General features: G+C 73.1%; 22 protein-coding genes. 5 read left to right on the top strand and 17 right to left on the bottom strand.

What is annotated here, in order from left to right:
* Window positions 1-6 precede the first annotated feature (6 nt).
* On the top strand, window positions 7-651 hold the full coding sequence (locus tag AB0D74_RS11260; RefSeq protein ID WP_362583357.1) for an NAD(P)H-binding protein: 645 nt from the start codon (window positions 7-9) through the stop codon (window positions 649-651).
* Between the two features lie 135 nt (window positions 652-786).
* Window positions 787-1413, top strand: coding sequence for a TetR/AcrR family transcriptional regulator (locus AB0D74_RS11255; RefSeq protein WP_362584210.1), 627 nt, complete (start codon window positions 787-789; stop codon window positions 1411-1413).
* 111 nt (window positions 1414-1524) lie between these two features.
* On the opposite strand, the gene AB0D74_RS11250 is transcribed toward AB0D74_RS11255, so the two are convergent.
* Genes AB0D74_RS11250 through AB0D74_RS11235 form a run of 4 tightly spaced genes read right to left on the bottom strand, consistent with a single transcriptional unit; the run spans window position 1525 to window position 6185 of the window.
* On the bottom strand, window positions 1525-2841 hold the full coding sequence (locus AB0D74_RS11250) for an amidohydrolase family protein (protein WP_362583354.1): 1317 nt from the start codon (window positions 2839-2841) through the stop codon (window positions 1525-1527).
* Window positions 2838-4430, bottom strand: a complete 1593-nt coding sequence (locus tag AB0D74_RS11245) for an FAD-dependent oxidoreductase (RefSeq protein WP_362583351.1) — start codon at window positions 4428-4430, stop codon at window positions 2838-2840. The genes AB0D74_RS11250 and AB0D74_RS11245 overlap by 4 nt, the downstream gene beginning before the upstream one ends.
* Window positions 4427-5332, bottom strand: a complete 906-nt coding sequence (locus AB0D74_RS11240; protein WP_362583349.1) for an alpha/beta hydrolase — start codon at window positions 5330-5332, stop codon at window positions 4427-4429. The genes AB0D74_RS11245 and AB0D74_RS11240 overlap by 4 nt, the downstream gene beginning before the upstream one ends.
* Before the next feature lie 19 nt (window positions 5333-5351).
* Entirely contained in the window at window positions 5352-6185 is an 834-nt protein-coding gene (locus AB0D74_RS11235) for an alpha/beta hydrolase (RefSeq protein WP_362583346.1), read from the bottom strand.
* A 410-nt stretch (window positions 6186-6595) separates the two neighbouring features.
* Between AB0D74_RS11235 and AB0D74_RS11230 the strand changes: the two genes are divergently transcribed.
* Complete coding sequence (locus AB0D74_RS11230) at window positions 6596-7735, top strand: DNA alkylation repair protein (RefSeq protein ID WP_362583342.1); 1140 nt, start codon at window positions 6596-6598, stop codon at window positions 7733-7735.
* On the opposite strand, the gene AB0D74_RS11225 is transcribed toward AB0D74_RS11230, so the two are convergent.
* The 6 genes from AB0D74_RS11225 to AB0D74_RS11200 form a co-directional block, all read right to left on the bottom strand.
* Entirely contained in the window at window positions 7696-9186 is a 1491-nt protein-coding gene (locus AB0D74_RS11225) for a CoA-acylating methylmalonate-semialdehyde dehydrogenase (RefSeq protein WP_362583339.1), read from the bottom strand. The genes AB0D74_RS11230 and AB0D74_RS11225 overlap by 40 nt on opposite strands.
* Before the next feature lie 13 nt (window positions 9187-9199).
* On the bottom strand, window positions 9200-11077 hold the full coding sequence (iolD, locus tag AB0D74_RS11220; RefSeq protein WP_362583336.1) for a 3D-(3,5/4)-trihydroxycyclohexane-1,2-dione acylhydrolase (decyclizing): 1878 nt from the start codon (window positions 11075-11077) through the stop codon (window positions 9200-9202).
* Window positions 11078-11126: 49 nt separating this feature from the next.
* On the bottom strand, window positions 11127-11999 hold the full coding sequence (locus AB0D74_RS11215) for an aldolase (RefSeq protein WP_362583333.1): 873 nt from the start codon (window positions 11997-11999) through the stop codon (window positions 11127-11129).
* A gap of 4 nt (window positions 12000-12003) precedes the next feature.
* Window positions 12004-12972, bottom strand: a complete 969-nt coding sequence (gene iolC / locus AB0D74_RS11210) for a 5-dehydro-2-deoxygluconokinase (protein ID WP_362583330.1) — start codon at window positions 12970-12972, stop codon at window positions 12004-12006.
* 282 nt (window positions 12973-13254) lie between these two features.
* Window positions 13255-14103, bottom strand: coding sequence for a TIM barrel protein (locus tag AB0D74_RS11205; protein WP_362583327.1), 849 nt, complete (start codon window positions 14101-14103; stop codon window positions 13255-13257).
* A 141-nt stretch (window positions 14104-14244) separates the two neighbouring features.
* The gene (locus tag AB0D74_RS11200) at window positions 14245-15132 is read right to left on the bottom strand and encodes a sugar phosphate isomerase/epimerase (RefSeq protein WP_362583324.1); all 888 of its coding nucleotides are present in this window, start codon (window positions 15130-15132) and stop codon (window positions 14245-14247) included.
* 304 nt (window positions 15133-15436) lie between these two features.
* On the opposite strand from AB0D74_RS11200, the gene AB0D74_RS11195 reads away from it, so the two are divergent.
* Both AB0D74_RS11195 and AB0D74_RS11190 read left to right on the top strand, forming a co-directional pair.
* Window positions 15437-16180 carry a transcriptional regulator gene (locus tag AB0D74_RS11195; protein ID WP_362583321.1) on the top strand — a complete coding sequence of 248 codons (744 nt, stop codon included), beginning with the start codon at window positions 15437-15439 and terminating at the stop codon, window positions 16178-16180.
* A 47-nt stretch (window positions 16181-16227) separates the two neighbouring features.
* Entirely contained in the window at window positions 16228-16767 is a 540-nt protein-coding gene (locus tag AB0D74_RS11190) for a DUF3291 domain-containing protein (protein ID WP_362583318.1), read from the top strand.
* 228 nt (window positions 16768-16995) lie between these two features.
* On the opposite strand, the gene AB0D74_RS11185 is transcribed toward AB0D74_RS11190, so the two are convergent.
* From AB0D74_RS11185 to AB0D74_RS11155, 7 genes are all read right to left on the bottom strand, one after another.
* Window positions 16996-17886: an SDR family NAD(P)-dependent oxidoreductase gene (locus AB0D74_RS11185; RefSeq protein WP_362583315.1), complete on the bottom strand. Its 891-nt coding sequence runs from the start codon at window positions 17884-17886 to the stop codon at window positions 16996-16998.
* Window positions 17887-18018: 132 nt separating this feature from the next.
* The gene (locus AB0D74_RS11180) at window positions 18019-19722 is read right to left on the bottom strand and encodes an NAD-dependent malic enzyme (RefSeq protein ID WP_362583312.1); all 1704 of its coding nucleotides are present in this window, start codon (window positions 19720-19722) and stop codon (window positions 18019-18021) included.
* A gap of 253 nt (window positions 19723-19975) precedes the next feature.
* Window positions 19976-20704 (bottom strand): response regulator transcription factor, encoded by a 729-nt coding sequence (locus tag AB0D74_RS11175; RefSeq protein ID WP_362583309.1) that lies wholly within the window; start codon window positions 20702-20704, stop codon window positions 19976-19978.
* Between the two features lie 116 nt (window positions 20705-20820).
* Window positions 20821-21480: a response regulator transcription factor gene (locus AB0D74_RS11170; RefSeq protein ID WP_362583306.1), complete on the bottom strand. Its 660-nt coding sequence runs from the start codon at window positions 21478-21480 to the stop codon at window positions 20821-20823.
* The gene (locus AB0D74_RS11165; RefSeq protein ID WP_362583303.1) at window positions 21477-22937 is read right to left on the bottom strand and encodes a histidine kinase; all 1461 of its coding nucleotides are present in this window, start codon (window positions 22935-22937) and stop codon (window positions 21477-21479) included. Before AB0D74_RS11165 ends, AB0D74_RS11170 begins: the two co-directional genes overlap by 4 nt.
* Before the next feature lie 47 nt (window positions 22938-22984).
* A complete protein-coding gene (locus AB0D74_RS11160; protein WP_362583300.1) occupies window positions 22985-23809 on the bottom strand; it encodes an ABC transporter permease in 825 nt (274 codons plus the stop codon).
* On the bottom strand, window positions 23809-24738 hold the full coding sequence (locus AB0D74_RS11155) for an ATP-binding cassette domain-containing protein (RefSeq protein ID WP_362583297.1): 930 nt from the start codon (window positions 24736-24738) through the stop codon (window positions 23809-23811). Before AB0D74_RS11155 ends, AB0D74_RS11160 begins: the two co-directional genes overlap by 1 nt.
* Between the last annotated feature and the right edge of the window lie 115 nt (window positions 24739-24853).

Genomic DNA, 24853 nt, shown 5'->3' with positions numbered 1-24853 from the left:
CGGACGATGAGCAGGATCGTGGTGTTCGGGGCCGCCGGAAAGGCCGGCTCCCGTGTCGTCGCCGAGGCCGCCGCACGGGGGCACGAGGTCACCGCGGTGGTCAGGGACCGCTCGCGGACCGCTTCGGTGCCCGGCGGGGTGCGGCTGGTGTCCGGCGATGTCACCGATCGCGGGACGGTCGCCGGCCTGGCCGAGGGCGCCGACGCGCTGGTGGTCACCGTGGGCGGACCCGACGCCCGCCTGTACACCGACGCCGTGGCGTCGGTCGCCTCGGCCGCGCGGGCCCTCGCCCCGGCCGGGCCCCGCATCCTGCACATGGGCGGCGGGGCGAGCCTCCTCGACGCCGACGGGGTGCGCTTCTTCGACGGACCCGGCTTCCCGGAGGAGTTCAAGCCCTACGCCGTCGGCCAGATCCAGGCCCTCGACGCCTACCTCGGCCTCGGCTCCGACGTCACCTGGACCTGTCTCTCCCCGCCGCCCGTGCACTTCGCACCGGGGGAGCGCACCGGCCGCTACCGCACGGGCCTGGACCACCCGGTCGCCGGCGCGGACGGCCGGGCCCGCATCTCCTACGAGGACTACGCCGTCGCCCTCGTGGACGAGATCGAGGACCCCCGACACCTCAACCGCCGCTTCACCGTCGGCTACTGAGCCCGCCGGCACCGGTCACATAGCGGATACGGCGTTGCTGTTATGGTGCTGGCCGAGGAGGTGGGACGTTCCGTGGCAGCAACCGGCTCACGAGCGGGGGCGGAGCCGGCGCGGCGTTCGCCGGGGCGTCCGCCGGTGCCGCTGGAGCGGATCGTCTCCACCGCTCTGCAGATCGTCGACGAGGACGGTGCCGACGCGCTCTCGATGCGGACGCTGGCCCAGCGCCTGGGTTCGGGTACGGCCACGCTGTACCGGCACTTCGACAACCGGGCGGCGCTCGTCGCCCACGTCGTGGACCGCATGTTCGGCGCCGTGCGCCTGAACGGCGACGACCTCCTCGCGATGGGCTGGCAGCAGGCGCTGCGGACGGTCGCGCACACCATGTTCGACGCCCTGGCCCGGCACCGGAACGCCGCGCGCCTGATGGTCGAGCAGATTCCGCTGGGGCCGAACGCGATGGCGCTGCGGGAGCACTGCGTCGCGGTGCTGCTCGACAGCGGCTTCCCGCCGCGCACGGCCGCGCACGCGTACGCGACCCTGGCCCGCTACGTCCTCGGGTTCGCCATTCAGGTCAACGGGCACGGCGGTGCGGGGGAACCCGACGAGGCGCACCTTTCCGCGGTCTTCCAGGGCGTGGATCCGGAACTGTTCCCGGCGACCGTCACCGTGGCCGGTTCGATGCCCGTTCCGATCGAGGACGAGTTCTCCTTCGGGCTCGAACTCCTTCTCAGCGGGCTTGCCCGCATGCGCGACGACGTCTGACGACGTACGGCGGGACGGCGGGGCGGCGGGGCGGCCGGGGTCGATCCGCCAGGCGTCGTGTGGTCCGAGGCCTCCTGGGCGGGTGTCGTCCCATGCGTCCGTGAGCAGGGGTCAGGCGGTTTCACGGATGGTGCGCAACAGCCGTTCTCCGGAGGCGCGCAACTGTTCCCTGATGTCGTCGAGGCCGGCTGCCGGCAGGGCGAAATCCCGTTTGCGCCAGCTGCCCGCGACCATCACGGCTTCGATGTTCGCGATGTCGGCGTGCAGGACCGTGGCGACCGGGTCGTGCGCGGGCCACAGGTTGAACGCCCGGGCGTCGACGGCGACCAGGTCGGCCTGGAGGCCCACCGCGATCCGGCCCACCCGGTCGGCGAGACCCAGGGCCCTCGCCCCTTCGACCGTGGCCCAGGCCAGCGCCTGCTTGGCGGTGACCGACGGAGCGTCGGCGTGGCCGCCGGTCGTCCGCCGGTGCCTGGCGTGGTCCAGGGCGCGCTGGTGGGCCAGGGCGATCCGGGCCGCGGTGAGCAGCTTGCCGGGGACGGCTGTGTCGATGTCGGTCCCCAGGGAGGGCGCCGCGCCCAGGCGCAGCAGGGACCCGGTGACGGGTGTGCCGTGTCCCTGGCCCAGTTCGTTCTCCGGGGTGGTGGTGAAGGTGGCGCCCGCTGCGACGAGCGTTCCGATCCAGTCGTCGGGCAGGCCGGCTCCGTGCACGATGTTGGTCAGCGGGCCGAACAGCCCGGCGGCGCGCAGCGCGTCCCAGCCGGGTGCGGGTTCCCCGCCGCTCTGGTGCGCCGAGACGACGAGACCGCGTTCCGCGCCGGCCCGGAAGTCGGCCACCGCGGTCTCGGCGGAGGAGTACTGCGGCCCCTGGAGCGCCATGCCCAGGGTGAGGAGGGGGTGGTCGCGGACGGGGCCGCCGAGCAGCCGGTCGATCTCGGCGAGCGGGTGGGGGATCTCCGGCGCGCGGTAGGGCGTGCCGTGCAGGAAGACGGCGCGGATCCCGGCCTGGGCGAGTCCCTCGACGGCCGCGTCGGCGTGCTCGGGGGTCAGGACGTTGTGACACCAGTCGCCGACGGTCGTCGTACCGCAGTTGATCTGGTTCAGCGCGCCGGCGAGGTTGGCGATGTGCATGTCGGCGGGGGTGTAGTGCCCGGCGCACGCTCCGTGGAGGCGCGTGAGGTACTCCATCAGCGTCCAGTCGGCCCCCGCGGAGCGCAGCGCGGTCTGCCAGGTGTGCAGGTGGGCGTTGACCAGGCCGGGGACGACGATGCGGCCGGAGAGGTCGACGACCTCGGCGTCGGCCGCCTCGATGTTCCCGCCGACGGCGGCGATGCGGTCGCCGTCGACGAGGATGTCGACGTGTTCGGCGTCGGGGCGGTCCGGTGCCATCGTGACGACCCGCGCCCCGCGCAGCAGGGTGCGGCTCATGCGGTGGCCCCCGAACCGGGGGAGGTGCGGCCCTGCCGGGACACGGTGCGGCTCCCTGGCCGCGGCGTCATCGCGCGCGCGGCGGTCTGTGTGGTGGTGAGGAGGTCCCGGGTGGCGATGTGCCCGACATAGCCGTCGGGACGGATCAACAGCAGCGTGTCGCCGGTCAGGCCGTAGGCGCCGCGCAGCGTGTGCCCGGGGTCGGAGAGGGCGAGGCCGTCGCCCGGGGCCGCCCCGACGGCGATCCGCTTCAGGCGGGCGCCGGCCGTCGGCCAGGCGAGGCGTTCGAGGTCCCGGGCGGCACCGGGGCCGTAGGCGACGGCGGTGAAGTGCGGCCCGCGGAAGACGTCGAACAGCCGGGTCCGGGTGCCGTCGGTGCCGAGCAGTTCGGCGTCCGGGGCGCGGTCGCCGACGCGCAGGGTGCCGGTGCGCTCGCCGTCGGCGGGGGCGAGCGGGCCGCCGTAGTAGGTGAGGGCGAGCTGCTGCTCGTCCTTGCCCCGCTTCATGCTCGACGGGTCGAGCCTGGCGATGCCGCCCCACTTCTCGGTGGACAGGCCCAGCACCCCGGCGGCGATCGGCTGCCGCTCGGCCTCGTAGGTGTCCAGCAGTGCCGCATCCGCCCCGGCGAGGACCTGGCCGAGCTTCCAGCCGAGGTTGTACCCGTCCTGCATGCCGGTGTTGAGGCCCTGCGCGCCGGCCGGGGTGTGGACGTGCGCGGCGTCGCCGGCGAGGAGGACGCGTCCTCGGCGGTAGCTCTCCGCCAGCCGGATGTTGGGCCGGAACACCGACTTCCAGTGGATGGCGTGCAGTTGGATGCGCCGGTCGTGGGTGTGGTCGTGGATCCGCCGGAGGATGTCGTCCCGCTCCGAAGGCGGTTCCTCGTCCGGCGTGAGGCGGATCATCCACTGGAACACGTCGCTGCCGGGGAGCGGGCAGGCGGCGACGAGCCTGCCGCCGCGGCCGGGCCACATGTGCCACCGGTTGCGGGCCAGACCGGTCACCGTCGCATCGACGATGAGCATCCGGTCGCTGTCGTCCGTCGACCCGGCGAAACCGATGCCGAGCCGCTTGCGCACCGTACTGGAACCGCCGTCGGCGCCCACGGCATAGCGGGCGGCGACCTCCTCCGTGCCGTCAGGGCCCGCCACCTCGGCGACGACCGTGTCCGCGTCCTGCGTCAGCCCGGTCAGCTCCCGGCCGAACTCGATCCCGCGGCCGAGTCCGGCGAGCCGCGCGTGCAGTGCGCGGTCCGTACGGAACTGGGGGATCAGCCAGGTGTTCGGGTACGGGACGTCCGGGGTCGCCTCCTTGTGCGGGAACATCTTCCACGGCACGGCGAAGGGGCCCGCGTGGAGCCCGAGCCGGGGGTAGACGCTGCCGCCGGCCAGCACGGCGTCGAGGGCACCGAGGTCTTCGAGCACTTCGAGGCTGCGGGGCTGGACGCCCTTGGCGCGGGAACCGTCGAAGGCGTGGGGCGACCTGTCGACGATCCGCACGTCGAGTCCCCGGCGTACGAGGTCGATCGCCAGGGCGGCGCCCGAGGGGCCCGCGCCGACGATCAGCACGTCGACGGCCTGCGGGTTGTTCATGAGTCGAGCCTTTCGGTGCGTGCGGCCACGAACGGGACGAGCTGGTCGGCGACGTCGCGGGGCCGTTCGAGCGGGGCCATGTGCCCGCATGCGGGAATGACGTGATGGTGCTGGGGCCTCAGCAGGGTGCGCGCCGTCCCGAAGTGGTCCGGCGGTGTGACGGTGTCCTCGTCGCCCCACAGGAGCAGCGTCGGAATGCCCAGCTCCCCCGTCCGCCGGAAGAGGTCGTCACGGCCGGAGACCGGCAGGTGCTGGAGCGTGTCGAAGACCGCGTACAGCGAGCCCTCGAAGCGGAGGGAGTCGAGGACCGTCTCCGTCAGCCGCGCGCCGAGTTCGGGGTCGCGGACGTTGTGCCCGAGGTGTCCCCGGAGCATCCGCAGGCCGCGCCGCCGGGCGACGGCACCGGCCAGCAGGTCGCTGCGCAGCAGCCGGTGCGGGGAGGTCGGCCGGGGTTTCGCGAGGCCGGCGGGTCCGACGAGGGTGAGGGTGGACACCAGCGGGCGGTACCGGGCGGCGTACACCATCCCCACCAGCGCGCCCATCGAGGTGCCGACGAGGTGCAGTGGCCGCGCCGTCACACCGAGCCGGTCCGTCAGCTCGGCCAGCTGCCGCGCGAACAGCGTCTCGTCGTAGCGTGCCCGGACCCGGTCCGAGTAGCCGCGGCCGTACGCGCTGAACGTCAGCGTCCGCAGCCCGTGGGCGTGCAGCTCGGCGACGAGGCCGTCCCAGTAGAACAGCGGGATGGTCAGTCCGCCCGCCATCACGACCACGTCCCCGCCCTCGGGGCCCGTCAGCTCGTAGTGCGTGACGCCGTCGGACAGCTCGGTGAAACTGCCGCGCAGGGTTCGCCGTGCGTCGGCGGTGAGCCTGCGGTCCTCGCCCGGTGCGACGAAGTACCTCATGGAACGGGCCTCCCTGGCCTCAGTGCGTGGGGGCGTCCGTGCAGGGGCCGAGGAACTCCGCGATCGCGTCGGCGACCCACCGCGGTTCCTCTTCCGGCAGCAGGTGTCCGCCGTGGGGATGGACCAGCTCCCGGGCGCCGGGGATGTCGCGGGCGAAGCGCTGGCCGTCGATGCCCGCGCTGCGCAGCACGAGCGTGGGCACCGCGACCCGGGGGAGCTGTGCGGTGCGGTCGGGCTGGTCGGTGTTGCAGAAGTCGACGAAGGCCGAGCGGTTCCCGGGCCGGTTCATGAGCTGATGGGCCCGGTCCACCATGGCGTCGTCCACGATCTTCGAGCGGGAGCCGACGTTCGCGCGCAGGTTGCGTTCGACGGCGCCGCGCGGCATCACCCGACGCAGGACCGGGCGCAGCACCGGGTTCCGGGTCAGGCGCAGGCCCGCGGGCAGGGTCTTCTCCAGGTATCCGGTGGCGTTGACCAGGACCAGGCCGGTCAGCCGTGGCGGGTGGTCCAGCGCGAGGTTCCAGGCGATGTTGCCGCCGAGCGAGTTGCCGGCCACCGCGTAGCGCGGCACGCCCAGTTCCGCCAGGAGGCCTGCCACCGTCGCCGCGTAGGCCGGAACGCGGTAGTCCCGGTCCTCGCGGGGGCCGGTCAGCCCGAACCCCGGCAGGTCGGGGCGGATGACGTCGAACGACTCCGCCAGCAGCCCCGCGGCGCGGTCGAAGTGCTGTAGCGACGAGGCGCTGCCGTGCAGCAGCACGAGCGCCGGGCCGTGCCCGGCGCGTTTGTAGTGGATCCGCAGACCGTCCACCACGACGAACCGCGAATCGGGCTGAGGCTCAGACCAGATGCTCATAACGGCTACAGTGTTGCCGATAAGGTGGTCGTGTCAAGGGGGCCGCATGTGTTACGGCTACTCTGTATCCGTATTTCTGCGGCCATGGTCGAGCGCGGCGAGGCTAGTGTGGGAGCCCTGCCGGGCAACCGGGTCGGCCGGGGCCGGGCAGCGGCTGGAATCGGCGGACCGTCCCGTCCGGGAGGTGCTGCGGGAGTGGATGCGGTGGATGCGGTGGCTGGTCACGTGCCGGGCCGACGGCGAGTCCGGCCCCGGGTGCTTCCCGGTCGACACCGCCTTCGAGGTCACCCGGCAGGCCCTGCGCCCGGCGCTCGCCGACGGCCGTGACCGTGGAAAAAACCCGCCGGAGAGAACTCGCCGGAGAAAACCGCCGGAGAAAACTCGCCGGAAAGAACCGCTTTGGAGGAACCGTGCCCACAGCCGACGAGCTGATCAGCCCCGACAGCATCCGCCGCCTGGCTGTCATCCTCCAGGAGGCCGCCCCCGGAACCTCACGCTGGCGCACGGTCGCGGACAGCCCGACCACGCTCGGTCCACTCGGTCTCGGCGAACGCGCGCGGGCGGTGGCCGACGCCCTTCTCGCCGACTCCGGCAACGACTTCGAGCGGCTCGCTCACGCGGTACGGCAGGCCCTGTCCCGTGCCGACCTGACCGGCTGGATGATCTGGCCGGTCACCGAGGCCGTCGCCGTCGCGGCCACCGAATCCGGCACCGGCGGGCACTTCGACGCCGGCCTGGACCTGCTCGCCCGGCTCACGCCACGGCTGACCGGCGAGTTCGCGCTCCGTACCTTCCTCAACGCGGATCTGGACCGCACCCTGGCGACGGCACTGACCTGGACGGACTCCCCGGACCCGGCCGTGCGGCGACTGGCCAGCGAGGGCAGCCGTCCCAAGCTCCCGTGGGCCCGGCAGGTTCCCGAGCTCAACCGCAACCCCGCCGCCACGGTTCCCCTGCTGGACAGACTGCACACCGACGCGTCGCAGGACGTGCGCCGTTCCGTGGCGAACCATCTCAACGACATCTCCCGTCTCGACGCCGAGCTGGCCGCCGGGACCGCCGCGCGGTGGCTGCGGAACCCGGAGCCGACCACCCCCGCCCTGGTGCGCCACGCGATGCGCACCCTCGTCAAGAAGGGCGAGCCGGCCGCCCTGGAGCTGGTCGGTTTCCACGGCGACCCCGGTCAACTCAGCGTCGTGGGACCCCTGCTGGCGGAAACCGCCGTCCCCCTGGGCGGGACGATCGACTTCACGGCACACATCACCAACGTCTCGGCCGGGCCGGTCTCACTGGCCATCGACTACGTCATCCACCACATGAAGGCGAACGGGAAGACGGCACCCAAGGTCTTCAAGCTCACCAAGCGCAGCCTGGCCCCCGGAGAATCGGCCGAGGTGCGGCGCACTCATTCGTTCCGCCCGATCAGCACGCGCGTCTACTACCCGGGTACCCATGCCGTACATCTGCAGATCAACGGGCACGAGTTCGGCCTGACCAGGTTCAGCCTCGGTCAGCTGGAGGTGGGGAAGGTGAAGCCCGCGGTGACCTGATGGGCGGGCTGGGGCCAGCGGGTGGTGACGACCTTGGGGCGGGTGTAGAAGCGGATGCCTTCGGGGCCGTGGATCGGGGAGTCGCCGATCAGCGAGTCCTTCCAGCCGCCGAAGGAGTAGTACGACATCGGGACCGGGACGGGGACGTTGATGCCGATCATGCCGACCTTGATGCGGCGCTGGAAGCGGCGGGCGGCTTCGCCGGAGGCGGTGAACAGGGCGGTGCCGTTGCCGTAGGGGTTGGCGTTGACGAGGTCGATGGCCTGGTCGAGGCTCTCGGCGCGGACGACGGCGAGGACCGGTCCGAAGAGTTCCTCCTGGTAGGCGTCCATGTCGGTGGTGACGTGGTCGAGGAGGGACGGGCCGGTGAAGAAGCCGTTCTCGTGGCCGTCGATCTTCAGGCCGCGGCCGTCGACGACGACGGTGGCGCCCTGCGCGGCGGCCGTGCCGACGGCGTTCTCGACGCGTTCCTGGGCGGCCTTGGTGACGAGCGGGCCCATGTCGGTCCCGGGGGCGTCGCCGGGGCCGACCTTCACCTCGTTCGCCTTGCGCTCCAGGACCGCGACCAGCGCGTCGGCCGCGTCGCCCACCGCGACGGCGACGGAGACGGCCATGCAGCGTTCGCCCGCCGAGCCGTACGCACCCGCGGTGATGTGGTCGGCGGCGAACTCCAGGTCGGCGTCGGGCAGGACGACGGCGTGGTTCTTGGCACCGCCGAGGGCCTGGACGCGCTTGCCGTGCGAAGTGGCCTGCTCGTGGACGTACTTGGCGATCGGGGTGGAGCCGACGAAGGAGACGGCCTCGATGCCGGGGTGGGTGAGGATCGCGTCGACGGCGTCCTTGCCGCCGTGCACGACGTTGAAGACACCATCCGGGAGGCCCGCCTTCCGGTACAGCTCGGCGACGAAGTTGGCGGCGGAGGGGTCGCGTTCGGACGGCTTGAGGATGAAGGTGTTGCCGGTGGCGATGGCGACGGGGTGCATCCACAGCGGGACCATCGCGGGGAAGTTGAACGGTGTGATGCCGGCGACCACGCCCAGGGGCTGGCGGAAGTTGTGCACGTCGACGCCACGCGAGACCTGGTCGGAGAAGGAGCCCTTGAGGACGTCGCCGAGCCCGCAGACGTATTCGACGACCTCACGGCCGCGGGTGATCTCGCCGCGGGCGTCGTCGACGGTCTTGCCGTGTTCGGCGGAGATGATCCGGCCCAGCTCCTCCTCGTGCTCGACGAGCAGCTGGCGGAAGGCGAACATCACCTGCGTGCGCTGGGAGAGCGAGGACTCCGACCACGACTCGAAGGCGGCACCCGCGGCCCGGACGGCGGCGTCCACCTCCGCGGCGGTGCCGAGGACGACACGGGCCTGTTCGGCGCCGGTGGCCGGGTTGAACACGGGGGCGGTGGTCTCGGTGGTGACCTCGGCGCCGTTGATCCAGTGCGGGATGGTGTTCACGGGAGGGGTGTCCTTAGAGGTAGTGACGCTGGGCGCGCTTGTGGGCGGCGTAGGTCTCGTACGCCGTGCGGGTGGAATCGAGGGCGGAGGTCTGGCTGACCGGGACGTCCCACCAGGCGTGGCCGGGCGGGTTGGGGCCGTAGAGGTCGGTCTCGACGTGCACGACCGTGGTGCGGGTGGCCGCCTTCGCCTTCTCCATCGCCGAGCGGAACTCGTCGACGGAGGCGGCGTGCAGGACGTCCGCGCCCAGGGAGGAGGCGTTGGCGGCGAGGTCGACGGGGAGCACGTCACCGTCGATGAGGCCCGAATCGCCGTCCCGGTAGCGGTACTTGGTGCCGAACCGCTGCGAGCCCAGGGACTCCGACAGGGCGCCGATGGACGCGAAGCCGTGGTTCTGGACCAGGACGATGACGACCTTCAGCCCTTCGGAGACCATGGTGACGATCTCCTGAGCCATCATCAGATACGAGCCGTCACCCACGAGTACGACGACCTCGCGCGACGGGTCGGCCATCTTCGCGCCGACGCCCGCGGCCACCTCGTAGCCCATGCAGGAGTAGGCGTACTCGACGTGGTAGGCCTTCGGGTCGCGGGCCCGCCACAGCTGTTGCAGGTCACCCGGCATGGACCCGGCCGCGTTGATGACCACGGCACGGTCGTCCAGGACGTCGTTCAGGGCGCCGAGGATCTCCGTCTGCGCGGGCAGCGGGCCGTGCCCGACGTGGAAGCAGGCCTCCTCGATCTCCCGTGTGCGGGCGATGAGTTCACGGGTACGGCGGCGGTAATCCTCGGAGACCTCCCAGCCGTCCAGAGCCCCCGCGAGGGCCTGGATGCCGAGGCGGGCGTCCGCGACGAGGGGCTCCGCGGAGTGCTTGACGGCGTCCAGGCGGGCCACGTTGAGGTTGACGAAGGCGACGTCCGGGTTGCCGAAGACGGTGTGGCTGGCGGTGGTGAAGTCGGAGTAGCGGGTGCCGATGCCGAGGACGACGTCGGCCTCGCGCGCCAGTTCGTTCGCCGCGTACGAGCCCGTCGACCCGATGCCGCCGACCGCGCAGGGGTGGTCCCACGCCACCGCGCCCTTGCCGGCGTGCGTGTCGGCGACCGGGATGCCGGTGGCCTCGGCGAAGGCGCGCAGCGCGGTCTCGGCGCCGGAGTACACGGCACCCCCGCCGGCCACGATCAGCGGTTTCCGCGCGGTGCGCAGCAGGGCCGCCGCCCGCTGCACGGCGGCCGGTTCCGGCACCGGGCGGCCCACGTGCCACACCCGTCGCCGGAAGAACTCGACCGGCCAGTCGTACGCCTCGGCCTGCACGTCCTGCGGGAGGGCGAGGGTGACGGCACCGGTCTCCACCGGGTCGGTCAGCACCCGCATCGCCGCGAGCGCGGCCGGGATCAGCTGCTCCGGGCGCTGGACGCGGTCGAAGTACTTCGAGACGGCGCGGAACGCGTCGTTGACGGTGACGTCGCCGCCGCGGGTGTCCTCCAGCTGCTGCAGCACCGGGTCCGCGGCACGGGTGGCGAACATGTCGGAGGGGAGCAGGAGCACGGGCAGGCGGTTGGTGGTGGCCAGCGCGGCGCCCGTGATCATGTTGGTGGAGCCCGGCCCGGTCGAGGCCGTGCAGGCGAAGGCGGCGAGCCGGTCGCGCATCTTCGCGTAGGCCACCGACGCGTGCACCATGCCCTGTTCGTTGCGGGCCAGGTAGTAGGGCAGGTCCGCCTCGCCGGTGGTGGCCGCCTGGAGGAGGGCCTGCCCGATGCCGGCCACGTTGCCGTGTCCGAAGATGCCCCACACGCCGGGGATCAGACGCTGCTCCTGCCCGTCCCGCTCGCTGTACTGGGCGGCGAGGAAGCGGACCAGGGCCTGGGCGGTGGTCAGTCGTACGGTCTTCATCGGTGCGCTCCGAAGGGCAGCCGGTCTCCCGGACGGCGGTGGTCGTCGCTCACAGCAGGCCCACCGCCTTGTCGACGGCACCGGCGACGTCGCCGCCGGCGGGGTAGAGCAGGGAGCGGCCGACGACCAGGCCCTGCGCGGTGGGCTGCTTCAGGGCCCGGCCCCAGGAGGCGAAGGCCGCCTCGGGGTCGGTGACCTCGCCGCCCAGCAGCAGCGCGGGCAGGGTGGAGGCGGCGAGCACGCGCTCCATGTCCTGGACCACCGGCAGCTTCAGCCAGGTGTGGGCGGTACGGCGGCCGAGCCCCGACGCGATGGTGACCGACTTGATCACGGCGTCGGTGGAGAGGTCGTTGCGGATCCTGCCGTCCCGCCACTCGGAGAGGAACGGCTCGACCATGGCGATCAGCCGGCGGTCGTTGAGCTCGTTGACGGCCCGTGCCGTGTTCTCCAGGACCGACGGGGTGGCCGGATCGGACAGCGCGATACGGGTGAGCATCTTGCCGCCGTCGAAGCCCATGTCGGCGATGGTCTCGGCGTCGTACCCGGTGAACCGGTCGTCGATCTCGAACACCGACCCGGCGAGTCCCCCTCGGTTCATGGAACCGAAGACGGTCTTGCCGTCGAGGACGCCGAGCAGGAGCAGGTCCTCCAGGATGTCGGCGGTGCCGAGGACGCCGGTCACGCCCGGGCGTTCCAGGGCGGTGCAGAGGCGGTCCAGGAGTTCCGGGCGGTCCGCCATGGCGCCGGGGTCGGCGCCGACGCCGTTGGCGCCGCGGGCGGGGTGGTCGGCGGCGATGATCATCGCCTTGCCGTGCTCGCCCAGCATCGAGGTCGCCCTCACCCGGCGTGCCGCGGCGGCGGCGACGGCTCCGGGGTCGTTGACCCGGGCGGTCACGATCCGGCTCACGTTGTCGGACGGCACGTCGTCACACCTCTCGTTCGGCGGGGGCGGGGGAGGCCTCGCGGAGCTTCGCCTCGACCTCGGCCTCGGTCGGCATGGCGTCGGAGCAGGACAGGCGGCCCGCGACGATGGCTCCGGCCGCGTTCGCGAAGGCCACCGTGCGGCGCGTGTCCCAGCCCGAGAGCAGCCCGTGGCAGAGCGCGCCCCCGAAGGCGTCACCGGCGCCCAGGCCGTTGACCACGTCGACCGGCACCGGCGGGATCTCGGCGACCGAGCCGTCGCGGTCCATCGCGAGGACGCCCTTGGGGCCCTGCTTGACCACGGCCAGCTCCACGCCCGCCGCCAGTAGCGCCTCGGCGGCGGCGTACGGCTCGCGCTCGCCGGTGGCGACCTCGCACTCGTCGAGGTTGCCGACCGCGACCGTGGTGTGGCGGAGGGCTTCCGTGTAGTACGGCCGGGCCTCGGCCGGGTCGGCCCAGAACATCGTCCGCCAGTCCAGGTCGAAGACCGTCGGGCCCGACCCGGCCCGGTGCGCCAGGGCGGCCAGGGTCGCCGAGCGGCTCGGCTCCTCGCTCAGGCCGGTGCCGGTGACCCAGAAGATCCCCGCGCCCGCCACCGCCGCCAGGTCCAGTTCGTCCGGCTGGATGTCCAGGTCGGGGGCCTTGGGCAGGCGGTAGAAGTACAGCGGGAAGTCGTCCGGCGGGAAGATCTCGCAGAACGTCACCGGGGTCGGCGCGATGTCCGACGTGCCGACGAAGCGGGGGTCGACGCCGTAGCCGTCGAGCGCGGTGCGGACGAAGTCCCCGAAGGGGTCCCGGCCGGTCTTGGTGATCACCGCGGCACGGTGGCCGTACCGTGCCGCCGCGACCGCGACGTTGGTCGGGCTGCCGCCCAGGTACTTGCCGAACGAGGTGACCTCCGCCAGCCCCACGCCCGTCTGGAGCGGGTACACGTCCACTCCGACCCGGCCCATGGTCAGCACTTCGTACGGCATCACACTGGTTCCCTTCACTCCGGAGCCCCCGCCATCCCGGCACGGCGCGGGCACCGCGACGGCTTTGGAGCGCTTTAGAGGCACCCTCCGATGAAGTACGATGCCGTCTGTCAAATGTCATGTCAATAGGTTGTTATGACGGCTAGGGCGGGTGCTCGTCTCTCGTCTCCCGCAGGAACAGCAGGAACAGGGAGGACTCCCTCGCCCCTGTTCAGGTGCTGGTGGATGCGGGTCGGGGTGCCGGGCAGTCGGCCGTCGTGGGACGGAGGAGCGCTGGGGCGGCTACGGCAGGAAGGCTGCGGCCGTGCGGTAGGCCGTCTCGGTCGCCTCGTGTACCGGTAGTGCGCGGTGTGCGTCCGACAGGATTTCTACGCCCCAGGGGCCGGACCAGCCCGCCGTCCGGAGTGCGGTGATGATGCCCGGGAGGTCGAAGGAGCCCTCGCCGCACAGGCGGCGGCGTCGGACGGTGTCTTCGTAGAGGGTGCCGAGGACCAGGGCATCGGCGTCGTTGAGCTCCACGCCCACGATCCGCGAGAGCGGTACGGCCGCCAGTTCGGCAGGGGGCGTGTGGGCGCGCTCGGTGTGCCAGACGTCGATGATGACGCCGCCCGCCGGGTGGCCGGCGGCCTCGACGAGCCGGAGTCCGTCGTGCACGGTCCTGACGTTGGACCAGGGCAGGAACTCGATCCCGACCCGGGCGCCGACGGCGTCCGCCTGAGCCGCCAGCGCGGCCAACTCCCCGGCCCAGACGTCGAGGTGGAGCGGGCCGTCCTCGACGTCGCCGTGGATCTTGAGGTGGTGGGCGCCGAGCGCCTCGGCGGCCCGCAGCAGGTCGTGGCGGACGGCGTCCGAGGCGGCCCGCGGGGGACCGTCGGCCCACCAGCCGGCCAGGGCCTCCAGTTCGAGGTGGACGAGGCCGTTGTCCGCGAGGATCGACCTGATGCCCGCGAGCCCGTGTTCGCGCTCGGCGACCAGCAGATCCGCGTGCAGCAGCCCGAAACCCGTGAAGCCGGCCGCGGACGCCGCCTCGGCCCGCTCCCGGAGGCCGAGCGGACTGCGCTGGTCGGCGCCTGCCGGGTCGGCGGCCCCGGCCGTGGTCCAGCAGGTGGCCAGCAGGTCTTCGGTGGTCATGTCCCTCGCCGTCCCTCGCCTCGTCCGCCCCGGTGCGGTGCGTGCGGTGCGTGCGGTGCCCTCCGGGATGCACCGCCTGTGCCGCCTGTGCCGCCTGTGCCGTCTCTGCCGGTGTGCGCTGCCCGCGCGGGCGTCCGGGGGTTACGCGTTGCCGCGCAGTACCGAACGCAGGTGTTCGGCGCTGGCCCACACGTCCTCGACCGGGCCCTTCTCCTTGGGCTCCGCGGTGAGGATGGTGTCCTGTTCGAGGACGTACCAGCCGTCGTAGCCGTGGGTGGCGAGGTGGGTGACGATGGCCTCGACGTCGACGTCGCCCGCGCCGAGCGGGCGGTACATGCCGGCGCGGACGGCGTCGGTGTAGGTGAGGCGGCCCGACTGCACCTTGGCGGCGAGGGAGGCGTCCACGTCCTTCATGTGCGTGTGGGCGATGCGCTCGGGGGCCTGGCGGGTGAGCTCGGCCGGGTCGGTGCCGCCGATGAGGAGGTGGCCGGTGTCGAGGCAGAGGGAGATCGACGAGTGCTCCAGGACCCGGCGGACCTCGTCACCGTTCTCGATCATCGTGCCGACGTGCGGGTGCAGGACGGCGCGCACCCCCCGCTCGGCCGCCAGCGCGGTCAGCCGGTCCAGGTTGGACAGCAGCAGCTTCCAGCCGTCGGCGTCGAGCTCGGGGCGGGAGTCGTAGCCGTCCTGGCCGGTGATGGCGGACAGGACGAGGACCTCGGCCTTCGAGGCGGCGTAGTTCTCCAGGAGCTGCTCCGCCTCGGGCACCGGGTCGTGGCCGGGCACGTGCAGCAGCAGCGGGGTGAAACCGCCGATGGCGTGCAGGTCGTGGTCGGCCAGGACGCGGGCCATCGCCTCGGGGGCGGCGGGCAGGAAGCCGTCGGGGCCGAACTCGGTGGCGGCCAGGCCGACCTCGCGCATCTCCTTCAGCACCCGCTCGGGCGTCAGCTGGTAGCCCCAGCCGGGCACTTCGCACACGCCCCAGGAGATGGGTGCGCCGGCGATCCGGTTCAGCTGCGCAGTGGTCATGCCGTGGCCTTTCGGTGGTTCCGGTGGGGGCCGGCGACGCCGTGGGCGGCGGCGCCCTCTCCGTTCGGGGAACTGTCGGAGCACGGCCGCGGCCGACGCACCGACCGGTCGCGCACGGCCGACGGCCGGACCGTTCACGTGGTCGTAACGCTAGGGTCGGGACGGGATTTGGTGAAGCCCTCGAATCCCTCAATTAGCCGTCATCCGGACCGTCATTTGCCCGTCATCACGCGGGTCGGCGTCGCGCGGGCCGTCATCGTCCGGCCTCTCTATCTCCAACCTGCGTTGTTCCTAGAATGGCTACGTGAACGACATCGACGCGATCGCGGCGCTGCAGGACCCGGTGCGACGCCGGCTGTACGAGTACGTGGCCGCACAGGGCCGCGAGGTCGGCCGTAACGAGGCCGCCGAGGCGACCGGGGTGGCGCGCACCCTCGCCGCGCACCACCTGGACCGGTTGGCCGAGGCCGGACTGCTCGACACCGGGAGCCGGCGGCTGACCGGGCGCTCGGGGCCGGGCGCGGGCCGGCCGGCCAAGGTGTACACGCGGGCCAGGGAGGAGCGGGCGGTGTCGCTGCCCGCCCGCGACTACCGCACCGCCGCCGAACTGCTCGCCGAAGCCGCCGAACAGGCGGGGCTGGACGCCGGGCTGTGCGTGGCCGCGCGCCGCCGCGGCGAGGCCCTGCGCGGTTCGGCGGCGCCCTGCGGCGGCCTGGGAGAAGCCATGGAGATCCTCGCGGCCCGAGGCTACGAACCGCACCTGGAAGCCGCCGGAGGCGCGGGGGATGCGGAGGGCGCGGAGGGCGCGGAGGGTGCGGACGGTGCAGAGGGCGGCCAGGGTGCGGCCGGGGTGACCGGTGCTGTCGTCCGGATGCGCAACTGCCCCTTCCATGCCGTCGCCGAACGCTTTCCGCCGCTTGTCTGCGGCATGAACCTCGCGCTGCTGGAGGGGCTGCTCGGCACCGACGGTCCGGTCCGGGCCCGCATGGCCGCCCGGCCGGGCGAGTGCTGCGTGGTCGTGGAGGAGGCCGTCGGCGAAGAACTCTAAAAACAACGGAGATTGACATAGAAAGGGGTGCGTGCTGGTATGAGGCCATGACCGCATCCGCGTACGCAGCCCACCTCGCCCAGCTGAATGTCGCCACGCTCCGCTTCCCCCTCGACGACCCGCGCATGACGCCGTTCGTCGAGATGCTCGACACGGTCAACGCCGCTGCCGACGGCGCACCCGGCTTCGTGTGGCGGCTCGTGGAGGACGGGGCGGCCGACGCCACCGCCCTGCGTCCGGCGGGCGAGGACGTCATCGTCAACCTGACGGTGTGGGAGACGCACGAGGCGCTGTGGAGCTTCACCTACCGCAGCGACCACCTGGACGTGATGCGGCGCCGGCGTGAGTGGTTCGAGCGGCACGCCGAGGCGCACCTGGTGCTCTGGTGGGTTCCCGCCGGCCACCTCCCGACCACCGGCGAGGCCCTGGACCGGCTGGCCGACCTGCGCGCACACGGACCCTCGGCGCGCGCCTTCACCTTCGCCTCCGCCTACTCCGCGGACGAGGCCGCCCTCGCACCGGACCCGGTCGCGGACGTCCGTACGGCTCCTGTCGGGCGCGGTCCCGGGAGCCGAGGCGGGCGCTGAGACGGACCGCGGTGGCGCGCCCACGGGGCCGCCGCGACCGCGGGGCCGGCACGGTGGCGCCTGCCGCCTGCCGCCTGCCGTGAGCTGGGAGTTGCCTGCCGGTCGGCGAAGGTGACGGCGGTGCCGCGCCCGGCGCGCAGGCGTGCCGTCGCCGCGCCTGTCCCGCTGCTCGCCCCGTCCCATTGCTCGCCCCCGTTCCGAGCGCGGCCTTGTCCGTGAAGGAGCCCGTCACCGCACCTCGGCTTCCGCCGCGAGGGCGGGCAGGGCGGGCAGGGCGGCCGGGTAGGCCTGGTCGAAGTCGGCCGACCGGCTGACCGGCTCCCAGGTGGCCGCCTCCGCCAGTTGGCCGTGCGAGTAGGCCTGTGCCATCTGCACGGCACCGGCGCCCAGGATCAGGTGCGAGGGCAGGGTCTCCGACTTGACGACCCGGACCAGGATCTCCCCGGCCCGCCTCGGGTCTCCGGCGGCGGTCGCGGTGCCGCCGATCAGGCGCACCATCGCGCCGACGGTCGCGTCGTACTCCGGCGCGACCTCTGGGATCTGCATTGAGGGGCCGGCCCAGTCGGTGGCGAAGCCGCCCGGTTCCACGACGAGGCAGCGGATGCCGAAGGGTGCGGTCTCGGCGGCCAGGACGCGGGTGAAGCCGTCGACCGCGAACTTGGCGGCCTGGTAGGAGCCGAGGCCGGGGTTCCCGCCGACGCGCCCGCCGATGGAGGAGAACTGCACGATCGTGCCGCCGCCCTGCGCCCTGAGGACCGGGAGCGCTGCCGTCGAGACGTTGTAGACGCCCCAGAAGTTGGTGTCGAACTGGCGGCGGAAGTCGTCCTCGGGAGTGGTCTCGACGGCGGCGAGGTTGGCGTATCCGGCGTTGTTGACCACGACGTCGACCCTGCCGAACCGGTCGACGGCCGCCCGGAGGCCGGCCGCCGCGGCTGCCCCGTCGGTGACGTCGAGCGCGACGGCGAGGACGCGCTCGCCGTACTTCCGCACGACGTCGTCGAGCTGTTCGGGCCTGCGTGCCGTGGCCACGACGTTGTCGCCGGCCTCCAGCGCCGCGATCGCGAGGTTGCGGCCGAAACCGCGGGACGAGCCGGTGATGAACCAGGTGTGTGTACTCATGCCGATAGCAAAACACGGTTGCGGTATTAGTGCAACCCTGTTGTGTTAGAGGTCGCCGGCGGAGGTGTCGAGGTGCCCGGGTCGGTGTCCTCGGGTTGCTCCCCCGGGTGGGCCGTCGGCCGTCTCCGGTGGTCAGACGGCCTTGATCGGGGGATACACCGGCTGCCACATGGCGGCTCTGACCCGCTTCTCGACGGAGTCGTCGACGGTCGTGCCGGCTACGCCGTCGGTGGCCGCGGCGTGGGCCACCGCGACGGCGACCGCCACCGAGGTCTCGCGCAGCTGGTCGGTGAGGGGCAGGATCGGGGCGCCGGGGCCGGTGGCGTCCGTCTGTCCGGCGACGGCGTGCGCGGCGGCGACCAGCATGCCGTCGGTGACCCGGGTGGCCCGCGCGACGATCGCGCCCAGGCCGAGGCCCGGGAAGACCAGCGCGTTGTTGGCCTGCCCGATCAGGTACCGGACGCCGTCCCGCTCGACCGGGCGGAACGGACTGCCGGTGGCGATCAGGGCGCGGCCGTCGGTCCAGGCCAGCAGGTCGGCGGGGACCGCCTCGGCCAGGTCCGTCGGGTTGGACATCGGCAGGATGATCGGCCGCTCGGCGTGGGCGGCCATCGTGCGGACTGTCTCCTCGGTGAAGGAGCCGCCCTGCCCGGAGGTGCCGATCAGGACCGTCGGCCGGACCCGTGCGACGACCTCGGCCAGCGCGATGCCGCCCACCTTCGCGTCCCGCTGCCAGCCGGCGACCTCGGCGGCCGGGCGGGCGTAGCGGACCTGGAAGTCGCGCAGGTCCTGCTGGTCCTCGGTGAGCAGGCCGTGCCGGTCGACGCCGAAGATGCGCGCCGTGGCCTCCTCGGCGGTCAGGCCGTCGGCGGCCATGGCGTCCCGCAGCTGGTCGGCGACGCCGATGCCGGCGGTGCCCGCGCCGAAGACCACGACCCGGTGGTCGCGCAGCGGGATCCCGCTGGCCTGCACCCCGGAGAGGACGGCGGCGAGGTTGACGGCACCGGTGCCCTGGACGTCGTCGTTGAAGGTGAACTCGGTCGGGCGGTAACGCTCCAGGATGCGGCGGGCGTTGGCGGGACCGAAGTCCTCCCAGTGCAGCAGGGCGTGCGGGAAGAGCCGGCGGGCGGTGGTGACGTAGGCGTCGATGAAGGCGTCGTACGTCTCCCGGTCCACGCGGGCGTGCCGGTTGCCGAGGTAGAGGGGGTTGTCGAGGAGTTCCTGGCGGTTGGTGCCGACGTCCAGCATGACGGCCAGGGTGCGGTTCGGGTCGATGCCGGCGGCGGCGGTGTAGACGGCGAGCTTGCCCACCGAGATGTCGATGCCGCCCACTCCCCAGTCGCCGATGCCGAGGATCGCCTCGCCGTCCGTGGCGACGATCAGGTCCACGTCGTCGGGGCCCAGGCCGGCGGCGGTGAGCGCGCTCCCGATCTCCTCCGGGGCGTGCACCGACAGGTATACGCCGGCCGGGCGCCGGTACTCGTTGCTGTAGCGCTGGATCGCCCTGCCCACGGTCGGGGTGTAGACGATGGGCAGCATCTCGTCGAGGTGGTCGCTGAGCAGGCGGTAGAAGAGCACCTGGTTGCGGTCGTGCAGCGCGGTGAGGTTGACGTTCTTGGCCAGGTCGGTCGGCTGTGCCGCGTACTGCAGGTACGCCCGCTCGGCCTGCTGCTCCAGGGTCAGCACCGCGGGCGGCACCAGCCCCACCAGGCCCAGCATCCGCCGCTCCTCGGGGGTGAAGGCGGTGCCCCGGTTCAGGCGGGGCTGGGAGAGCACGGCACGGCCGCGGGAGGTGGTCTCGATGCGTCCTTCGCCGGCGTTCCACTGGGTCGTCATGATCGGCTCCTTGCCCGTTTCCGTATCGCTTCCAGCATCGCGTGCGGGCCGCGCCGAGTCGCTTCGGGTCGCCTGCGGGCCGCTCCCGGAGAGTCTCCGAGCCGCTCCGAGCCGCGGCGCTCAGTAAGGCGCTGGGTGGCAGTGCCCCGAAGGGACGCTGGGGGTACCCCCGGCCGAAGGCTGGGGGAGGAACTGCGCGGCCGGCCACGACCGGCGCGGCGGTTGACGGATCGCGGTGCTTCCCGCGGAGCGCCTACGCCGCCGGTCGGATCAGTCCCGACTCGTAGGCGAAGGCGACCGCCTGGACCCGGGCGCGGGCGCCGATCTTCGCGAGGACGTTGCTGACGTGGGTCTTCACGGTGGTCGGGGCGATGGACAGCCACTGCGCGATCTCGGCGTTGGTCCAGCCGGAGGCGACCGCGATCAGGACGTCGCGTTCGCGCCGGGTGAGGGCGCCGAGCCCCGAGGTGCGGGGGAGGGGGCGGACCGTGTGCTGCTCGCGGACGGCGTCGATGAGCGCGCGGGTCAGACCGGGCGTGATGACGGCGTCGCCGGCGGCCACCATCCGGATCGCCGCGGTCAGTTCGGCCGGGCCGGCGTCGTTGAGCAGAAAGCCCCCGGCCCCCGCCCGCAGCGCCGCCCAGGCGTCCGCCTCCTGCTCGGCCGCGGTCAGTATCAGGACCCGGGGTGCGCGGGAGACGGCAGCCGGCTCGCCGGTGAAGCCGGGGGAGGGGGTGCGGGTCCGGGCGGCGGGGCGGGCGATGCGCCGGATGGTGTCGATGGCGTCCGCCCGGGACGGCCTGCTGTCCATGAGGACGACGTCGGGGCGGAGCGTGGCGCTCGCACGGATCGCCTCGTCCCCGTCCGTCGCCTCCCCGACGACCGTCAGCCCGGGCTCGGCCGCGAGAAGCATGCGCAGGGCGAGACGCTGGAGGGATTGGTCGTTGACGACGAGTACGGAGACCGTGCCTGTCTTCTCCATGCGAGGTCCGTTCCGTGAACGAAACTGTTTCGTTCACATGCTACGCCTGGCGGCGCCGTACCGGGAGAGGGGGGTACCCGGAGCGGGGGCGGGGCCACCGGGCGAGGACGGGCCGACTACCTGGCGCGGACCAGTCCGGCGTCGTACGCCGTGATCACGGCCTGGATCCGGTCGCGCGCCCCGATCTTGGCGAGGACCCGGCCGACGTGCTTCTTCACGGTCGACTCGGTGAGCACGAGGCGCTCGGCGATCTCCGTGTTGTTCCAGCCGTGGCCGATGGCGACCAGGACCTCGCGCTCGCGGTCGGTCAGCGAGCTCAGCCTGGGGTCCTCGACGGGGGCGGTGGGCGCCAGCACCCGGTGGGCGTAGGCGTCCAGGAGGCGCCGGGTCAGCGAGGGGGCCACCACGGCGTCACCGCTCGCCACCGCGTGGATGCCCGCGACCAGTTCCTCCGGCCGGGCGTCCTTGAGCAGGAAGCCGCCGGCCCCCGCGCGCAGCCCGTCGTACGCGTACTCGTCGAGGTCGAAGGTGGTCACGATGAGGACGCGGGTGCGACCGCCGGTGGCGACGATCCGCCGGGTCGCCTCCAGGCCGTCCATGCCGGGCATCCGGATGTCCATGAGGACGACGTCGGGCCGCAGCTCGGCGGCGAGCCGGACGGCCGCCGCGCCGTGCTCGGCCTCGCCGACCGGCTCCAGACCGGGGGTGCCCTCCAGCAGCATCCGCACGCCCATCCGTTGCAGGGGCTGGTCGTCGGCGATGAGTACGGTCGTCACAGCTGCTCTCCCGGAGCCGGCGGGGTGGGGGGTACGGGGGATGCGGGGGGTGTGGGTGGTGCGGGGGGTGTGGGTGGTGCCGACGGGACGTCGAGGACGACGTCGACCAGCCAGCCGGGGCCGCCCGCGCGCGGTCCGGCGACGACCGTGCCGCGGTACATCGCGGCCCGCTGCCGGATGCCCACCAGGCCGTGTCCGGCGGTGTCCTCGGACGGCTGCGGCTGCGGCTGCGGCTGCGGCTGGAGGTGGAGCTGGGGCTGCAGCTTCGGCTTCGGCCCGGGCTCGGGTTCCCGCGCCGTGCCGGTGTCGGCGACCCGGACCCGTACCTCGCCCGGCGCGACGGCCACCGTCACCTCGGCGGAGGTGCCGGGCCCCGCGTGCTTGAGGGTGTTGGTCAGCGCCTCCTGGACGATCCGGTAGACGGTGAGCTGGACCCCGTCGCCCAGCGCGTCCGGGTCGCCCACCGTCCGGTACGTCACCGGCAGCCCTGCCGCCCGGACCCGGGCCAGCAGCGGGTCCAGGTCCGCGACGCCCGGCTGCGGCGCGAGCGGCCGTTCGTCGTCGGCGCCCTCGCGCAGCACGCCGAGGACCCGGCGCAGTTCGCTCATCGCCTGCCGGCCGGTGTCGCCGAGGATCCGCAGGGCCTCCGCGGACCGCTCGCCCCGGTTGCCGGCGAGGACCGCCGCGCCGTCGGCGACGCTGACCATCACGGAGAGGTTGTGGCCGACGATGTCGTGCATCTCCCGGGCGACCCGGGAGCGCTCGGCGGCTGCGGTGAGCCGTACCCGCTGCTCCTGTTCGATCTCCAGTTGCCGGGCGCGGTCCTCCAGCGCCGCCAGATAGAGCGCGCGGATACGGAAGGTCAGGCCGACGGCGACCGCCGCGGTCAGTGTGCCCAGCAGGAAGAAGGCGCCGAGCAGCGGATGGTCGACCGGCGCCAGGGCGTAGACGCCGAGCGCCAGCGAGCCGAGCGTCAGCCCGACCGCCCAGCCGAGCACCCGCAGGGACCCGTGGCGGGCCAGCGTGTAGAGGGCGACGAGCGTGGCGGTGCCCGCCCGCAGCCAGACCCCCGCCGACCACTCGGCCAGGTTCACGGCGAGGATCGTGAAGTACACGGCGACGGGAGCCCGGCGGCGCCACCACAGCGGTACCACCAGCGCGGCGACGAAGGCGTACAGGACCACGGGCCGCAGCGCGTCCCGGGCGGCGTCGTCCCCGAAGGGGGACCCGTGGTCGACCATCAGCAGGTCGGGCAGGGCGACCACCACCATGAACAGCACCAGCGCGGTGTCGAGCAGCCACGGATGCCGCCGGTCCAGCAGCCGCCGGCGGCTGCGGTCGCGCAGCATCCGGCCCAGCAGCGGATGCGCCCAGGCCGCGTCGAACCCGGGGGACGGCGTGCTCGCCGTCCCCCGGGCGGTGTCCCCGGCGGCTGCCGCGCGGTGCGGCGGACTCATGGCGACCATTGTCCTCGGCTCCGCGGGTGCCCCGTTCCGGGCCCGGCTCAGACGTCGGTCCTGACCAGCCGGTACGCCGCCCCGGCCAGGGTCAGCGCCACCCAGCCGGCGAAGACGGCGATGCCCGCGCCGGGCGACAGGGCGTCGGAGGACTGGTGCAGGGCGTACACCGCCTGGCCCGCGGTGCTCGGGAAGTACGGGCTGACGGTGTCGTACCAGGAGTCCGGCAGCAGCGAGGCCAGCCCGGGCAGGATCAGCAGGATGCCGACCAGGGAGGCGATGGCCCCCGCGGAGTTGCGCAGCAGCACGCCCAGGGCCACCCCGAAGACGGCGACCAGACCGAGGTAGAGGCCGGCCCCGGCGAGGCTGCGCAGCACCCCGGCGTCGCCCAGGGAGAGAGAGATCTTCTCGCCGTCCAGGCCGGGCGCGCCGAGACCGAACGCGGCCAGCGCGCCCAGCGTGGCGAGGACCAGGGCGATCGGGCCGATCACGGCGGCCTTCGCCCACAGCACCGGCAGGCGGCGCGGGACGGCGGTGAGCGTGGACCGGACCATGCCGGTGCTGTACTCGCCGGCCGACAGCAGCACCCCGAGCACGCCCACGGCCAGCGACGCGAACGTCACGCCGGTCAGGGCCAGGCTGACCGCGTCGCTGTCGCCGCTGTTCGGGCCGGGCGGGCCGCCCGCCGTGGCGCCCGCGGTGTAGGTGTAGCTGGCGATCGTCCCGAACAGGACCAGCAGGAACACGGCGACCGACAGGGTGATCCAACTGGAGCGCAGGGACCAGAACTTGGCCCACTCCGAACGCAGCACCCGGGCGCCGGTGACCTTGTAGGCGGCCGGGCGGGCGGGGGCGATGCCGGTGACGGTCATCAGGCGGCCTTTCGTGCGGTGCCGGCCGGGGCGCTCTGGTACTCGACCACGTCCCGGGTGAGGTCCATGAACGCCGTCTCCAGGGAGACGGCCTGCGGGGTGAGTTCGTACAGCGGTACGCCGTGCAGCGCGGCGACCGTCCCGATCTCCCGGGCCTCCCGGCCCGAGACCAGCAGTTCCTCGGCGGACGAGGAGGTGATCGTGACGTCGGGCCCGGCCAGCAGCGAGCGCAGCTTCGCGGGCTCTCCGGTGACGACCTTCACGCCACCGCCGCCCGCCTCCCGGGTGAAGTCGTCGACCGTGGTGTCCGCGAGCAGCCTGCCCCGGCCGATGATCACCAGGTGGTCGGCGATCAGCGCGGTCTCGCTCATCAGGTGCGAGGAGAGCATCACCGCCCGCCCCTCGTCGGCCAGTTGCCGCAGCAGGTTGCGGACCCAGAGCACGCCCTCGGGGTCGAGGCCGTTGACCGGTTCGTCGAGCATCACGATCGCCGGGTCGCCGAGCAGCGCGGAGGCGATGCCGAGCCGCTGGCCCATGCCGAGCGAGAAGGCGCCGACCCGCTTGCCGGCCACGCTCGTCAGCCCGGCCAGCTCGATGACCTCCTCGACCCGGCTGCGCGGGATGCCGTGCGTGTACGCGAGCGCCATCAGGTGGTTGACCGCGCTGCGCCCCGGGTGGACCGACTTGGCCTCCAGGAGGGTCCCGATCTCGTGCAGGGGCGCCGCATGCCGGGCGTAGGAACGGCCGTTGACGGTGACCGAGCCGTGCGTGGGGGCGTCCAGGCCGACGATCATCCGCATGGTGGTGGACTTGCCCGCGCCGTTGGGACCGAGGAAGCCGGTCACCTCGCCCGGCTTCACGGTGAAGCTCAGACGGTCGACGACGGTCTTGTCGCCGTAGCGTTTGGTCAGTTCGCGCGCTTCGATCATGGAGCTGGGCCTTCCTGCCTCGCACTCGGCCGCGGCCGGTCCCGGCGCGGTGTCCGTTGTCGACGCTAGGAGCGGGCAGCCCCCGGGCCCTGGGACCCCGGGAGAATCTTCGGCG

This window comes from Streptomyces sp. NPDC048278, assembly GCF_040652195.1.
In the GTDB taxonomy this organism is placed as follows: Bacteria; Actinomycetota; Actinomycetes; order Streptomycetales; family Streptomycetaceae; genus Streptomyces.
Note: the sequence above shows the minus strand (reverse complement) of the source record. Positions and strands in the feature narration are given on the sequence as shown.